Raw genomic sequence first — 16,337 nt, 5'->3', positions numbered from 1 at the left:
TAAACGAATAATTTGAAAATCAGAGATTCAGTTCTCTGATTTTTTATTTAACTTCTTAAAAACTAAAAGTATGGTCTGCAAGCTGTAAAAGTTTAAATATACAAACATTTATTTGTAATATAATTAGAACATGAATTTAATAAAGATATTTGAGATGCAAAAAGAATTGGATAATAAAATCAGAGAAAAAAGTTTAAGTCTTAATCCAACATTTAACAAAGAAGACTTTATAGTTCAAAAAACTCTAGCGCTTTTAATAGAAGCTGCTGAATATGTAAATGAAGTTCAAAGTTTTAAATATTGAAAATCACAAAAGAATGTAAATAAATTAGCTGTAACTGAAGAATTTGCTGATTTAATCCATTTCTTAGTTAATTTTGCTTATAAATTTGATGTTCTACCTGAAATAGAACCAAAAATAATTAATCAGGATATAAACATTCAATTCCAACATTTATTTATTTCATTAGCAAACATAATGAAAAAAGTTAATAAATCAAATATCGAACACGCGTTTCAAGTTGCATTGGGTTCATTTGTAATGTTAGGGTTTACATATGAAGATTTATATGATGCATATGTTCTTAAAAATCAAAAGAACTACGACCGTATTAAAAATAATTATTAAAAAATAACCAGCTACAGAAGTTGGTTATTTATTTTTTTATAAAAATTAAATTATCAAATTGCTTATTGTGCTTAGTAATTCATTTATTGTAAATTTTGAATTTGTGTTTGTATTTATTGAGAAGTTTTAGTGCAAAACCAACCCCAATAAATACTACATAAATGATAATTGATACTGTATTTTTGAATTCTCATCGACCACCTAAAATTCAAGGGAAGAATGTGATTAATAAGATAAATGACATTATACAAATATCAATAATGTAAATAGCTTTTTCTCAAACAGGTATTTTTGAAATTCTTTTCTTTGCAGCTAATCTGAATGCTATAAAGAATGTGATTAAGTCTTCAATTAATAATGCAATTGAGCTGGTTATAATTGTTGCTTTAAAGAACTCATCACTATATTCTTTATCTAAGAATATAGTAGGAACAAGTCATAATGTAATCATTGAAATCATTATTATAACTGTAGAGAAAACGATTGCATTTTTAAATTCACCCTTTTTATTTTTATGATGCAATGAATTGAATAAGTAACCATCTTCAGAAAGAGGAACAAGTTTTCTAGCAGTCGCAACTGTTTGAAAAATTCTAAATCCTAAATCATTACATAATAATCCAATAATGAAGATAGCAACTCCAAATGCACCTAATCCATAGGTGTAGATTTTTGAAATCTCGTTTGAACCATCTCCATTAGTTACTTTTAATGAGTTTGGTAAGAATAAATAGAGTGAAAAGAATATTAGATAAAATCCAAATATGAAAGCTAATGATGTTAATAATATTTTTCTGAAACTCTTAAACTTAACATCTTTAGCCATAGCAGCAACATCTTCAGTTCCTGCAAAAGCATACATAAATAAAAGAACATCAGCGATAATTAATTGAGGTGTAACTTTTTTGTATGTAGCTGAGTCAGGTAATGTAGCTTCCTTTGAAACAGCGACTAGCATTACAAAGATTGCTAAGATAAGTATTATTCATTTAAATAACGAGGCAATGAAAATAATTTTCTTATTTGTTTTTAATCCAATTGTTGAAATAGCAATTATGGAAATGAATAGTAAGATCGAAATCCCTCTAACTATTCACATAACTAAGTTGTGTTGAGGAAATTCTTCTGGTTTAGGTAGTATGATTTCAACAACATCAGCTAAGAATAAAGGTGCAATTGCTGATAAAAGTGGTGTTTGAATAAATTGGTTTCATCCGATGAAGAAAACAAGATTTCTAAGACTGCGTTTCTTTGGTTTTGTTAATTTACCATCAACAACATCATCATCTAAATGTCTTGCATAAGCATACGAACCACCGTAGTGATCATTGTATTGATTTGATAATCTAGAGAATACCAACATTATCCCGAAGCATATAAATGCTGAGAGTATCATTACAAGATATCCTCAGTAAGATATGTTCATAATTGTTGATATTGTAGTTATAAAACCTATACCAACGACAAAATTAATTGTAAAAAATGTAAAACTTTTCTGTGTGAACTGCTTTTGCATTTTTTATTATTTTGCTTTTATTTCGTTAGAAGGTTTTTGGCTATTAAAAATTACATTGTAAATTTCATCATATGTTTTAACAGGTACATATGTTAAGTTTTCTTTAATTTCAAAAGGAATGTCTTTTAAGTTTTTGATATTGTTTTCAGGTATGAAAATCATTTCAAGTCCTTTTTGACTAGCTGCAAATGATTTTTCTTTTAATCCACCAATTTCAAGGACTTTTCCTCTTAATGTAATTTCACCAGTCATTCCAATTGTGTTAGGAACTGGTCTTTTTGAAAGGGCAGAAATAATTGCAGTTGTAAATGTTACACCAGCACTTGGTCCATCCTTAGGAACTGCTCCTTCAGGTACATGAATATGAATTGTATTGTTTTCAAAATCAAACTCATCAACACCAAATTTTTCAGCGTTTGCTCTAACGAAAGTTAAAGCAATTTGAGCTGATTCTTGCATAACTTCTTTTAGTGAACCAGTTAACTTAATTTCTGATTTACCTGGGTATGTAGTTACCTCAATCGGCAATGTTGAACCACCAAATGATGTGTAAGCTAATCCTGTTACTAAACCTGGAACAACATCTTCTTCTTTTTCTTCTTGTTTGAATTTAATTACACCAAGTAATTCTTCGATTTTATCAAGTGTAATTACATATTCTTTTAATGATGGATCATCAAAAGTCTTAACAACTATTTTTCTAGCAATCTTATCTAATGTACGTTTAAGACCTCTGACTCCAGCTTCAAGTGTGTAATGTTGAATGATGTATTTAAGCACATCATCTGAAATTTGGAAGTATTTTTCAGCTAAAGTAGCTTGTTCAAGCACTTTTGGTAATAAGTGCTCTCTAGCAATGCTTAATTTTTCACTCAATGTGTATGAAGATAATTCAATAACTTCGACCCTGTCAATTAATGCAGGTGGTATGTTTTCATAGTAGTTAGCTGTAGCGATGAAAATACATTTTGATAAGTCATATTCGTGTTCTAAGTAGTGATCTTGGAATCTTGTGTTTTGCTCTGGGTCTAAAACTTCAAGCATTGCACTTGCTGGATCGCCCTTCATATCAGCTGCCATTTTATCAATCTCGTCAAGAAGGACAACAGGGTTTGAAACTCCTGCGTACATCATTCCTTTGATGATTTTTCCAGGCATAGCTCCTACGTAAGTTCTTCTGTGTCCTCTAATTTCGCTTTCGTCGTGAACTCCTCCAAGTGAAACTTTAACGAATTTTCTATTTAAAGCACTTGCGATAGCTTTTGAAAGTGATGTTTTCCCTGTTCCTGGAGGACCGACAAGAGTTAAGATAGGAACATTGTTAAATGTGTTCGTTTCTTCATTGTTTTTAAATAATGAAAGGTCAATTTCAAATTTATCATCAATCTTGATTTTATTTTCATCAAGTTTTTTAACTTGGTTGTTTTTAATAATAACAGCTAAGTATTCAATAATTCTTTGCTTAATTTCATTTAAACCATAGTGGTGTTTATCTAAAACTTCTCTAACTCTGTTTATGTCTAATAATTCGTGTTGAACTTTTCTTCAAGGAAGTTTTTTAAGAGTATTAATGTATGTTTTGATGATTGAAGCTTCAGGAGAAACAGGAACCATTTCTTCTGATTTTTTAGTTTCAGCATCAATAAGTTTAATAACGCTTTCAGGGAAGATGTCTTTGAATTTTGAATTGATGATTTGCGCATACTCATCATCAGATGCGGCTGGGTTAAGTTCTTTAATTTGCTCTTGAAGAGCTTTTAATTTTTCTCTAAGTAAGAATTCTGTTTGTTGCTTACTTAATTTTTGTGTCATCTTACCTTTTAATTCTGTTTCTGCTTGAAGAATTTCATTAATTTTTGCAGTAGCTTGAATTAAGTAAGTTTGATATCAAAATCTGTTGTATGGTTCTTTGAAAATTTCAAGTCTTTCTGGAACAACTACAGGTGAAATGTGGTTTAAGAAAGTAGCGATTAATGCACTTGCATAATCTTCAGAGAATCTATCAGTTCTACCTTCAAAGTATCTGTTTGTTAAATCAACAATACTTGTGAATGTAAAGTGTCTTCCTGATAAAGGCTCAGTTTTAAATAAGCCAATAAAATCGGAATCGGCAAATTGTTGTGGTTTATCTTCTTCAAGGTCAATTCCGACACCTGCAAAAATTGAGAAAGTTTGCAAGTAGTCATAAACTTCCCTTAATTCTTTTTTAGATAATGTAGCAGGTAAGTCAACAAATGCTCCACCTTCTCCAGTTTCTGAACCTATGAAACCTTTATATTCAACGTGTGATTGAACTCCTTCAGGAAGAGTTTCAAGCATTTTAAATCCATTAGGTAAATAGAATTGTGAAATAACTTTATAAACTACGATAAATGAATCTGTTGTAGCTTTGTAAATTACTTCAAGTGGTTTTACATAGTTACCATAAACAATTTCATCTGTTGTTTCAGGTTTTGCATATAAAACAACTGCTCTTCCTGATTCTTTAAGTAATTCTTCACGGTTCTTTTTAAGATCTTCAACAAGAACTTTTTCTGTAACCTCAGTTTCCATAAAACCACCAGGAATTGAATAAAAATCTGGTGTTTCAAAGAATGTTATATAGCCTGATTTATCAGCTTTCGCTTTTTTAATATATTCATTAAAAGTCATCATTCTCCTTCTATTTGTCTTTTACAACAATGTTAACGATTTTTCCAGGTACAAAGATTTCTTTGACGATTTCTTTACCTTCTAATCATTTTGTTACTTGTTCTTTTGCTTTTTCTAAAACTTCTTCTTTTTGTGCTGTTTTTGAAACTGTTAATTCAGCTCTGACTTTTCCATTGACTGTAATTCCATAAGTTACTTCATCCATTTCTAATGCAGAATTATCTATAGCAAAGTCATATAGGTTTTTTGAGTCAAAGTATTTATTTGATAATTCTCAAACAACGTGTGGAATGAATGGTTCAAGAATGTTTAATAAAACGTAGAACATTTCTGTGATTAATTCAGGTTTTGTGATTGAATCATATTCATTCATAATTTCCATAGTTCAAGAAACTAAAGTGTTAAATGAGAATGAATTATCATCACTTTCAAATGTGTTCTTTTGTTTTTGCATTCCTTGGTAAAGTTTAAGTCTTGCAATTTTTTCTTGAGCACTTAAGGTTGATTTGTCAATGTTTTTAAAGTTTGAATTTACATCAATTTCAGAACTTCTATCGTAAATTCTATTGATGAATTTAAAACATCCAATAACACCTGAATCACTTCATTCAAGTTCTTTTTGAGGAGGAGCTGCAAATAAGATAAATAATCTAGTTGTATCAGCACCATAGGTGTTAATCATTTCTCCAGGTTCAACTGTATTACCTTTTGATTTAGACATCTTAGCACCATCTTTAAGCACCATACCTTGAGTTAATAAATTAGCAAATGGTTCTCTAAAGTTTACTAAACCTAAGTCAGATAATGCTTTGGTGAAGAATCTTGCATAAAGTAAGTGTAAGATAGCATGTTCAATTCCACCGATGTATAAGTCAACTGAATTTCAGTAATCTAAGTTTTCTTTCTTGAAAATAACTTCGTCACGTAAGTTTGATGGTGTAGTATATCTTAAGAAATATCAACTTGATTCAAAGAATGTGTCCAATGTATCGGTTTCTCTTGTTGCTTTTGAACCACAAAGATGACAAGTTGTATTCATTCATTCTTCATTAGTTAAAAGTGGATTGCCTTGACCTGTGAACTTAACTTCTTCAGGTAATAAAACAGGTAATTGATCAAGTGAAACAGGAACTGTTCCACATTTTTCACAGTGCACAAGAGGAATTGGTGTTCCTCAATATCTTTGTCTTGAGATACCTCAGTCGCGTAAGTTGTATTTAACTTCTTTAGTTAATTTAGTTTCTTCTACTTGAACTAAATTATTATCTAAAAAGTCTAAATGGTTAACTTCCATAAAAGTGGTGTGTGTTTGATTATTTGATGAAACAATCGTTGCATCTTTGTTTGGATTATTTGATGCAAAATCAGTAATGATAACTTGAACTAAGCTACCATCGAAAGGATTTTTAACAGTGTAAGGTGTTTTGATAAAAATTTTCTTTGAAAATTCTTTTTTAACAAAGTTTAAATTGATTTCTTCAAGTAAGTCTAAAGCTTCTTGATTAAAGTAGTTTGCTTCTTTTAAGGCATCAACTAGTTGATGTTTATTTGAGATAGCAACATAATCAATTTTTGAAATGTAATCTAAATTTGATTCATAGACATTAATTGTGTTTTGGCTGTTATCTGCAAATTCCAATGTTAATTTGTAATCTTCAGTTCTACCAATTCAATTTTTTTGCATCGTAAGAACTTGTTGAGGTCAGTGTGTTTCAAGAGATTTAAGGTCTTCAAGTAATTCATCAGCATACTCGGTAATTTTTAAGTAGTAAGTATCCATTTCTTTTTGAATAACTTGATTTCCACATCTTCAACATTTGTTATCTTCAACTTGTTCGTTAGCTAAAACTGTTTGGTCAAATTCACATCAGTTTAATGAGCTTTTCTTTTTGTAAATTAAGCCTTTTTCTCAAAGTTTGATGAAAATGTATTGTTCTCATTTTGTGTATGAAGCATCGCAAGTGATTGTTTCATAATCTCAAGCAAATGAAATTCCTAATCTTTTAATTTCATCATCCATTGATGCAATGTTTTGATATGTTCAGCTTTTTGGATGTGTTCCGTTTTTGATTGCTGCATTTTCAGCAGGTAAACCAAAAGCATCTCAACCAAATGGGTGAAGGACATTAAAACCTTTTCTTCTAAAGTATCTAGCTACAGCATCACCGATTGAGTAATTACGAACGTGTCCCATATGCAATTTTCCACTTGGGTAAGGGAACATACTTAAGACATATTTTTTAGGTAAACTAAAATCATCTTTCGGTTCAAAAGCATTAGTTTCTGCTCAGATTTTTCTTCACTTTGAATCAATTTCTTTAAAGTTAAATTTTGACATAAAAACCTTTCTATGAATCACACTTATTCACTGTGAAATTATTTAGGATGTTATCTAAAAACTTAGTTTTAGATAAGGTAAAAATAAATATATAAATTATAAAATAATTTATTGCAATATTGCTCAAATTAAATGATAAATATAAAGCGATAGAACCTGCAAAGTAATTCGGAATACCAAAGAAGAAAATTTTGAATTTTTTATCATAGTTAGCAAGCAGTTCATTAAACGAAACAGCATCTAGTTGCTTGAATAATTTGAAATAAATTAAGTTAAATAAAAATGTATTCAAAAACGTTATTATTGCAATTGTTAATAATGAACTTATTCCTAAGATTACAAGGATTGAAATTTCTTTTTTAAGCTTAGATTTTCATAATAATTTTCCAAATAAATATGAACTGAAAACGAAGACACCTTGCATTAATAAAAGAATAAAGTTCCCTAGAAATGCAATGTCTAATGTAGTTGATTTAATTGTTATAAAAGGACTTATCAAAAAGTTTGAAATAAGCATTATTAACGAATATTGAATATCGATAATAAAAGCAGTTAAAAAAGTTGAAATTAAAAGGAAATTGAAAAATAAAAATGAATTAAATGGAATAAAACTTCCGATAATGCTAAAAACAATAGAAATAGCTAACATCAAGCCTGTGAAAGCCATTTTGAAAATAACATTCATATTTTTGTTATTTCAAACTAAAAATTGTTTTTTTTGCATTATTTTCCTCCTTTTTTACATTTTTTACTTTTACGCGATATAAAAATATATTCATTAAATAATATCATTATTTCATCTTATTAGTAAAAAAATCCAAAAATGAACAAATTATGAACTAGAGACTAAATTCGTTCATTTTTCATATGACCATAAAAAACAAGTGTGTTGAATTTTAAACAATTAAAAAGTAATATATTCAGTTTATTTTTTAGATTGTTATGGTAAAATTAAGTATATTTTTACAATCAATATTTTGTTAAAAATATTCAATTTAGTTAATAAAGAGGCGATATGGGTAAGATTACATTTTACAAAGATAACAAACCATATTATGACGAAGAAAATGGATTAGCTTATGTTGAAGTTATTAAAGACTTTTTAGTAACAAAAGCAAAAGAAGCTAATTGCTACGGTTTTATTGTAGGTATCAGTGGAGGGATTGATTCTTCACTTGTGTATGCAATAGCAAAACAACTTCCTTTAAAAGTTAAGGGAGTTGTGATGTCAGTCAATGGAATGTTACAAAGTGATTTAGAACATATTAAAAAACTTGAAGAAAAGTTTGATGATAAATTTGAGTACATTGATTTAACTGATGCTTTTAACGCTTTAAGCAAGCAAGTTAATGTTAAAAATCAATTAGCAGTTGCTAACATTAAACCACGTTTAAGAATGACAACTTTATATGCTCTAGCTCAAGAAAATAATTTACTTGTGTTAGGAACGGATAATAAAGATGAAACATTCATTGGTTACTTCACAAAGTATGGTGATGGAGGAGTTGATTTACTTCCGATTTGTCATCTTACAAAAGGTGAAGTTAGATTTTTAGCTTCACTTCAAAAAGTGCCAAGTGAAATTATTAACAAAGCACCATCAGCTGGATTATGAGAAAATCAAACTGATGAAGATGAATTAGGTTTCACATATGCTCAACTTGATTTTTATTTAGATCACTTAAATGACTATGAACAAATCAAATCAGTATTACCAGAAGAAGTTATTAAGAAAATTGAATATAAACATAAAATCTCACAACACAAAAGAGATTCAATTTATAAACCAAATGATATAGATTAGGAGAGATAAATTATGGCAGGACATTCACACGCAGCGAATATAGCACATAGAAAAGGTGCGCAAGATGCAGCAAGAGGAAAAATTTTTCAAAAATTATCTAAAGAAATCTTTGTTGCAGCAAGATTAGGAGCAGACCCTGATACTAACCCAGCTTTAAAACTAGCAATTGCTAAAGCTAAATCAAAAAATATGCCAAAAGACAACATTGAAAGAGCAATTGCTAAAGCAGCTGGAGATAAAAATTCAAACGCATTTATCGAAACTGTTTTTAACGCTACTGTAGGTGGAGGAGCAACATTTATTGTTGTTACATTATCAGACAACCTTAACAGAGTTAAATCAAATATTCAGTCATACTTTAACAAACAAAATGCTACATTAGGTAAAACAGGTCAAATTCCATATCCATTCAGAAAATTAGGAATCATTGAAATTGCTAAAGAATTAGTTAATGAAGATGATTTAATGGAAGTTGCACTTGAAAATGGTTCAGAAGATGTTGAAACATATGATGAATCATTTGTATTAACTACATTACCTGAAAACTTCACAGATTTAAAAAATGCAATTGAAGATAAATTCGGTCAAATTGACTTTATCCAATGTGAAGTAACATATGTACCAGATATGTACGTAGAATACGATCAAGAAAAGAAAGACAAATTATTAGAATTTGCAGACAAATTAAAAGAGGATGACGACGTTCAAGATGTTTACCATAACATCGAAACTGAAGAATAATGCAAATAATTAGAGATTTTTTCGAAACCCTCAAATTAAGCACAGGTAATGAAGGGTTATCTTACTTCATTCTAATACTTGTCACATTACTTTGCTTATTAGCTATACCAACTATTCTTTCATTCATTTTCCCACTTATTAAATTAAGTAAGAATGGTTGAAAAAATCTGTCATTTTATTTATACTCATTTTCAACAGGTTTTTTCTTAGTATTAGCTACATTTGGTTTTTTAAGAGAATCGCTTGAATTAGCAAATCAAGGTGCAATGACAGACAATGTAAACGTCCATGGGTATAGCATTTTAGTCGTAGTTGTCGGTCTTGCTGTAGGTATCTTATTTTCATTCACACTTAAGTATGCAATTACATATCAAATTAATAAAAAACTTAAAAAATCAAATAATAAAAAGTTAAATGCATTTGTTCACGACCACGATCACGGTGATGGGCACGAGCACGATGATTTTGATTTCTCACACCCACATTCAGAACATTTTTATGAAGTTAAGAAATATAATAAAAATCAAAATATATTTTTAAGACAAAGTAAAAATTATAATAACTCAAAACACGTTCATTATCATCCTGATTACATCTTTTCAAATGATGAGTCAATTATTAAAGCTGAACAAGAAGCAATTAATTCAGCTTCAAATAAATTAAAAGTTATTGCTTTATTACTGCTTTTAACTCACAGAATTCCAGAAGGATTATTATTAGGATACAACTTAAATTTAGCAGCAAACGGTCACGAAAACTCACTTACTATGGCTTATTTTGCTTCTTTAGTTTTACACTTAATCCCTGAAGAAACAATCTTCTATTTCAGACTTAGAGAAGCAGGATACTCAAGAATCCAATCATTGTTATTATCATTTTTAGGGCTTTCATTATTTTTACCATTTATGTTAATTGGTTGCTATGCAGGTGCAGCAATTGAGAAAAACTGAATACTAAAAGGAATGATGATGTCAGCAATCGCAGGAATTTTCATTTTCACTACTTTAATTGAGTTTATTCCTGAGTTTTATCATTCACATATGTCGAAGAAAAAATGATATTTCATCCTTGCATTCTTATTTATTGGTGTAATCTTTGCTGCATTAATTCTTTCATTCCATACACATAATCACTCACATTAATTGTGAGTTTTTGTTTTATTTATCATATTCCTGTAGATATTTTCGGTGTAATAAAACATATTGATAACAATTTCTGCAAAACTTATATAATTTAAATATTAAATATTTAAATTTTTACAACACAAACAAAAAGGATTTGAATGAAAACAAAATACAAAATAAGCTTACTTTCGTGTTTATGCGTAGTTTTTGTAATTATGTTTATTTTACTAACTGCAATTTTAGTAAAAAATAACGAAACAACTGCATTAACTTGAGAAATTGGTTTAGTTATTGTCACGATGATTTTAGTTTTTGCATCACTAGCAATTACACTAGTTTGAATTACAAAGATTTTTGCAAGGTCAAGAAACATTGTTAAAAACTCTTTTGATTCATTTACTGAAGATATTATGTCAAGTAATAACATCGGATTTGTTATTTACAATGCTGAACATAAAATCATTTGAGCAAGTAACTTTATCAAAAACAAGTTTCACAAAGATTTTATTGATATTCACATTAAGACATTCTTTACAACGATTTCAGATAACAAAGAATTTTTAGAGCTTGATATGAACCAAACTAAAATTGAGTTTGAAAATAATAAAAACATTTATGAAGCTCAATTCTGACCATTATCAAACATCATAATTATTCGTGATATTACAACTGAAACTTTATTTAAAAATGAAGTTCATAATCAAAAAACTGTTATTGGTGAAATTGAAATTGATAACTACCAAATGTATCAATCAATCTTATCTGAAGAGCAACTTTACTTAGTTAATAAAACAATTATTGATACATTCAATGAATATTCAAAAGAATACAACTTAATTTATAGACAATATACAAATGGTAAGTTCATTGTTATTACAGACCAGGTTTCACTTTATAATATGTCTAAAGATAAGTTTTCTTTATTTACAAATATTCAAAAGAATGTTCCGGACACATCAATTGGTAAACTTTCACTTAGTGTTGGGTTTGCTAGAGGATGAAGCTCGCTTAAAGAAAAATTAGAGCAAGCTAAAAAAGCTTTAGTTCAAGCTCAAAACCGTGGAGGGGACCAGGTTGCAATTTTCAGTGATACCGAGACTGCGATTTATTATGGTTCAAATATCGAAATTGTGTCTAACAATAATATGACTAAAATTAAGAAAATTTCAGATGAGTTCCTTAAAAAACTTGATAGTGACCAAATTACAAAAGTTATTGTTTATGGACACAAATCAGCTGATATGGACTCATTAGGTTCATCATATGGAATTGCATATTTAGCTCATCAAAAAGGTAAGAAAGCTTACATATGTGCTGAATCATTCGATATGACTACAACATACTTTAGAAATGAACTCAGTTACAAAAACAATGTTTATGAAGATACAGATTTAAACTTAGAAAAAATTATCATAAGCGCAAATAAAGCGTCAAAATTAACAGACTTAAACACATTAGTTGTGTTTGTAGATAATTCAGATCCAGGCCGTACAGATAACAAGGATGCTATTTTAAATGCGGACAGGGAAAATATTTTCGTATTTGACCACCACAGAGTTGGAAAGCAAATTGATTATTGTCCTGTTACAAATATTTATGTTGAAACAACAGCTTCTTCAGCTTCAGAAATTGTTACTGAAATTTTTATGCTCACAGATAGGGAATGAAAATTCTCGCCATTATGTGCTCAATTACTTTTAGGTGGTATTTTAGTTGATACAGTACAATTTACAAAATCAGTCTCAGCTAGAACATTCCAAGCAAGTGCTTGGTTGCAATCAAAAGGTGCAAATGTAGTTGAAGGAAGCGAAATTCTTAAAATTGATGAAACAACAAAAGAACAAATTAATACTATTTTAGAAAATGCACAAGAAGTTAAAAAAGGCTACTACTTAGCGTATTCTCCAATCGAAGTTGAAGCTGACGTTATTTCAATGGCTGCTAATGAACTTCTTAAAACAAAAGGCAGAGTTGCTTCCTTCGTTATTGCAAGACTTAAGGGAACAAACTTGTACAAACTTAGTGCTAGAGGTATAAATACAAACGTTCAGATTATTACTGAGCAAGTTGGTGGAGGTGGACACTTTGGAACAGCTGCTGCTATTTCAAATGAGGAATTAGAAACATTTGTTAACAATGTGCACCACGCAATAACAACAACAGAAAGAGAGTTAAAAGATGAAAGTTATACTAATTAAAGATTGTAAAGATGGAAAAGCTAACACAGTTATCGAAGTATCAAATGGTTATGGTTCAAACTACTTAGTTAAAAATGGTTTTGGAGTTCCATACAATGAACAAACTGCAAGACAATTACAAAGAAGATTAGATGATTTATCAGCTGATGAACATGAAAAAAGAACAGGTGCTTTAAGACTTAAAGAAAAATTAGAAGAGTTAAGATTAGAATTTACTTTAGAAGCTAATATTGATGGAAATTCTAATTTAAATGTACACGGTTCAGTGTCTACAAAAGATGTTGATAAAAAATTAACTTCATTAGGGCACAAGTTACCAAAACATTCAATCCAAAAAGTGCATTTAGTTTCAGAAGGATTGCACGATGTTGAAATTGTTTTATACAAAGATATAAAGGCAACTTTAAGAGTGGAAATTAAAATTAAAAATGTTAAGAAATAATAGAAACAATCAAAACTCTTTATACAAGTGAGTTGAAACAATAATTCGTCCTTTAGCAAATACTTTGTACAAAGATGAAAAAATCGAAAGACAAGTTTTAAGTACGATAATTAATGATACTGAAAAACAATCTCTTGGTTTAGACTACCTTGTCCCTGAGGCATTTTTCAACCCTGAATACTCTACATTATTTAGATTTTTAAAAACTAGAAAAGCAAGTGAACCTAATCAAAATTACATTTTTGATTACAACACACTTTTAAACGAAATACCTAAATTCAAAGCTCAAAACCCAAGTCTTGAATGAGCTCCTTTATCAATTGAAACATTAAACAAAGTTGTTTCAACACTTTCTTCAGATGAAAACTTTTTACCAAATGTTGAAAAGTTAATTGAACTTCACAAAAGAAGACAAGCAGAAGCTTTCTTTAGTAATTATTTAGCTGTATTAGGGCAAAATCCTAAAATCACTTGAGAAGACATTGTTACTGATGTTGAAAACTTCATTATTAGCAGTAATAATTTATCAATCAAAAATAGTGAATTTATTTCACTTGAAAGCGCTCTTGAGAAATACTTTAGTCGTCTTAAGAATGATGAAAATGAAGAAAAAGCTCTTCTTACAGAATTTAATGCAATTGATAAATATGTTAAAGGATTTAAACCTGGTCAGTTAATTATTTTAGCTGCTCGTCCAGGGGTCGGAAAAACAGCGCTTGCATTAAACATTGCAAGAAACATTATTGAAAAAGGAATGAAAGATGGTAAACCAAAAAATGTAGCTTTTATTTCTCTTGAGATGCCTACATCAGAACTTACAACTAGATATTTAGCAACTTCTACACTAATAGATATGTACAAATTGCAAAATATCAAACTCTTAAAAAACAATTATGAAGATTTAATGAAAATTCATCACGTTGTTTCAAGTATGCAAAGAACACCTGATGAAAATCAAATTTGATTTGATGATGATCCTAAATCAAAAATTAATGAAATCATTTTCAAAATTAAACATTTAATTAAAAACACAAACAAAGTAGACTTAATCGTAATTGACTATTTACAATTGATTTCAGGTGGAAATCAAGCAACAGGAAATAGACAAAACGAAGTTGCAATGATTTCACGTTCACTAAAAACACTTGCTCTAGAGCTTAAAATTCCAATTATTGCTCTATCACAGTTATCCAGAAGTGTTGAAAATCGTGAAGACAAGCGTCCACAATTAAGTGACCTTAGAGAATCCGGATCAATTGAGCAAGATGCTGACATTGTTATTTTCTTAAGTAGAAAGAAACTTAAAAAATCAGCACACAGTGATGATGACGAAGTTAAAAAATTCGAATCAATCCCTGTGACCTTATCAGTTGCTAAAAACCGTAATGGTGAACCTGGTCAAGCAACTTTAATTTACACAGGTAAATATGTACAATTTTTAGACGATATGACAAACGAAAGAGGTGGATTTTAATGGACTCCAGTTATTATAGGAACCACAAAAATAATTCTTTAGAGGTGTACTATGGATAGTAAAACAGTAATTACAATTGTTTTATGCATAGTTATGCTTATATTATTTATTTTAAGTAGTATCTTTAGTGGAAGTGAAACTGCTTACTCAACAGTTTCACCTGCTAAAGTTTATGAATTAGTTGAGAACGAACATAGATTTGGAAAGTTAATTGACAAGCAAGTTAAGAAATACAATCAAATTCTAAGTACCATTTTAATTGGTAACAACTTAGTTAACGTAGCTTCATCAGCTACAATGTCTTATGTTTTATCAAAATATCTTTCTGATAATGACTCACTTGTTGTTATTATTTCGACATTAGTAGTTACTCCAATCTTAGTATTATTTGGTGAAATAACACCTAAATTAATTGCTAAAAATAATCCAATTAGATACTTAAAAGTTTTCTGTTTATTCAATGAACTAATGTTCTGAATATTCTTCCCAATCACTTTCTTTATTAGCAAACTTAGCAAAAATGTTTATGTTACAAACTCAGAAAGTGACATTAAATCAATGCTAGCACTCGCTAACGAAGAAGGGGTGCTGCAAACCGGAGAAAGTATTTTAGCTCAAAATGCTTTAGATTTAGATTCAACAAAAGTTGCACAACACTACATTAGATTAAAAGATGTAACTTACATTTCTTATAAAGCTAGTGTAGCAGAAGCGATTGAAATATTCAAGGATACAAACTATTCAAGATTACCAATTGAAAAAGATGGACAACTTATTGGAATTGTTTTATTAAAAGACATATTCTCACTTAAAAAAGGTAAAGTGATTAATTATATGAAACAAGTTCCAAGCATTTCAGCTAACTCAATTCTTTCAAGTGCTCTTGAGAAAATGAGAGCAGCAAGAGCTCAAATGGCTTTTGTTGTTGAAAACAACAACTCTACAGATGTTTTAGGTATCATTACAATTGAAGACATCATTGAAGAAATCATTGGAGAAATCTATGATGAATACGATGACGATGAACAAATTTATGAAATTTCACTTGAAAGAGCTAAAGCTCATTCAAACGTTAAAATGTCTGATTTAATTAAGCAACTCGAGATTGATGAAGAACTTATAAGCGATGATGAAAAAGTTATGGACTTGAAAACTTATTTACTAACTAAGACAAATTCAACTAAACTACTTAAATCAACAAAATTCACTATCGAAGATGAAATTAGCTTCAAGGTTATTGAATTAGTTAAAAATAAAAAATATTCAGCAATCATTGAAGTTAACAAATTATAAAAAGTAGCAGTAATAAACTGGGACACAAAATATGGACAAAACCGTATTTTGTGTTTTTTATATTAAGGAGTTATTATGAAACAACTAAAACAAGAACAATGACTAGAACTTTTTTCAGATTATGATG

The 16,337-nt window shown here is 29.2% G+C and carries 12 protein-coding genes; 8 read left to right on the top strand and 4 right to left on the bottom strand.

The features are described from left to right. Positions 1-130 precede the first annotated feature (130 nt). Complete coding sequence (locus VBM90_RS02600; RefSeq protein WP_257088930.1) at positions 131-628, top strand: dUTP diphosphatase; 498 nt, start codon at positions 131-133, stop codon at positions 626-628. Between the two features lie 28 nt (positions 629-656). On the opposite strand, the gene VBM90_RS02595 is transcribed toward VBM90_RS02600, so the two are convergent. The 4 genes from VBM90_RS02595 to VBM90_RS02580 are packed head-to-tail and all read right to left on the bottom strand — an operon-like array spanning position 657 to position 7,858. Then, positions 657-2,144: an APC family permease gene (locus tag VBM90_RS02595; protein WP_323176790.1), complete on the bottom strand. Its 1,488-nt coding sequence runs from the start codon at positions 2,142-2,144 to the stop codon at positions 657-659. 6 nt (positions 2,145-2,150) lie between these two features. Beyond that, positions 2,151-4,796: an endopeptidase La gene (gene lon / locus VBM90_RS02590; RefSeq protein WP_323176789.1), complete on the bottom strand. Its 2,646-nt coding sequence runs from the start codon at positions 4,794-4,796 to the stop codon at positions 2,151-2,153. Between the two features lie 10 nt (positions 4,797-4,806). Then, positions 4,807-7,134 (bottom strand): class I tRNA ligase family protein, encoded by a 2,328-nt coding sequence (locus VBM90_RS02585; protein ID WP_323176788.1) that lies wholly within the window; start codon positions 7,132-7,134, stop codon positions 4,807-4,809. Positions 7,135-7,144: 10 nt separating this feature from the next. After that, positions 7,145-7,858 (bottom strand): MPN527 family putative ECF transporter permease subunit, encoded by a 714-nt coding sequence (locus VBM90_RS02580; RefSeq protein WP_323176787.1) that lies wholly within the window; start codon positions 7,856-7,858, stop codon positions 7,145-7,147. Positions 7,859-8,149: 291 nt separating this feature from the next. Between VBM90_RS02580 and nadE the strand changes: the two genes are divergently transcribed. From nadE to VBM90_RS02545, 7 genes are all read left to right on the top strand, one after another. Continuing rightward, positions 8,150-8,938, top strand: a complete 789-nt coding sequence (gene nadE / locus VBM90_RS02575; protein ID WP_323176786.1) for an NAD(+) synthase — start codon at positions 8,150-8,152, stop codon at positions 8,936-8,938. Positions 8,939-8,950: 12 nt separating this feature from the next. Continuing rightward, positions 8,951-9,679: a YebC/PmpR family DNA-binding transcriptional regulator gene (locus tag VBM90_RS02570; protein ID WP_323176785.1), complete on the top strand. Its 729-nt coding sequence runs from the start codon at positions 8,951-8,953 to the stop codon at positions 9,677-9,679. Then, complete coding sequence (locus VBM90_RS02565) at positions 9,679-10,821, top strand: ZIP family metal transporter (RefSeq protein ID WP_323176784.1); 1,143 nt, start codon at positions 9,679-9,681, stop codon at positions 10,819-10,821. The genes VBM90_RS02570 and VBM90_RS02565 overlap by 1 nt, the downstream gene beginning before the upstream one ends. Positions 10,822-10,961: 140 nt before the next feature. Next, complete coding sequence (locus VBM90_RS02560; RefSeq protein ID WP_323176783.1) at positions 10,962-13,001, top strand: DHH family phosphoesterase; 2,040 nt, start codon at positions 10,962-10,964, stop codon at positions 12,999-13,001. Then, positions 12,982-13,443 (top strand): 50S ribosomal protein L9, encoded by a 462-nt coding sequence (gene rplI / locus VBM90_RS02555; protein WP_323176781.1) that lies wholly within the window; start codon positions 12,982-12,984, stop codon positions 13,441-13,443. The genes VBM90_RS02560 and rplI overlap by 20 nt, the downstream gene beginning before the upstream one ends. Then, positions 13,430-14,917: a DnaB-like helicase C-terminal domain-containing protein gene (locus tag VBM90_RS02550; protein WP_323176780.1), complete on the top strand. Its 1,488-nt coding sequence runs from the start codon at positions 13,430-13,432 to the stop codon at positions 14,915-14,917. Before rplI ends, VBM90_RS02550 begins: the two co-directional genes overlap by 14 nt. 51 nt (positions 14,918-14,968) lie before the next feature. Then, on the top strand, positions 14,969-16,210 hold the full coding sequence (locus VBM90_RS02545) for a CNNM domain-containing protein (protein ID WP_323176779.1): 1,242 nt from the start codon (positions 14,969-14,971) through the stop codon (positions 16,208-16,210). The last annotated feature ends 127 nt before the right edge of the window (positions 16,211-16,337 follow it).

The organism is Mycoplasma sp. 2704, assembly GCF_034863285.1.
Taxonomy (GTDB): Bacteria; Bacillota_I; Bacilli_A; order Mycoplasmatales; family Metamycoplasmataceae; genus Mycoplasmopsis.
This window is presented reverse-complemented; position numbering and strand designations above follow the sequence as displayed.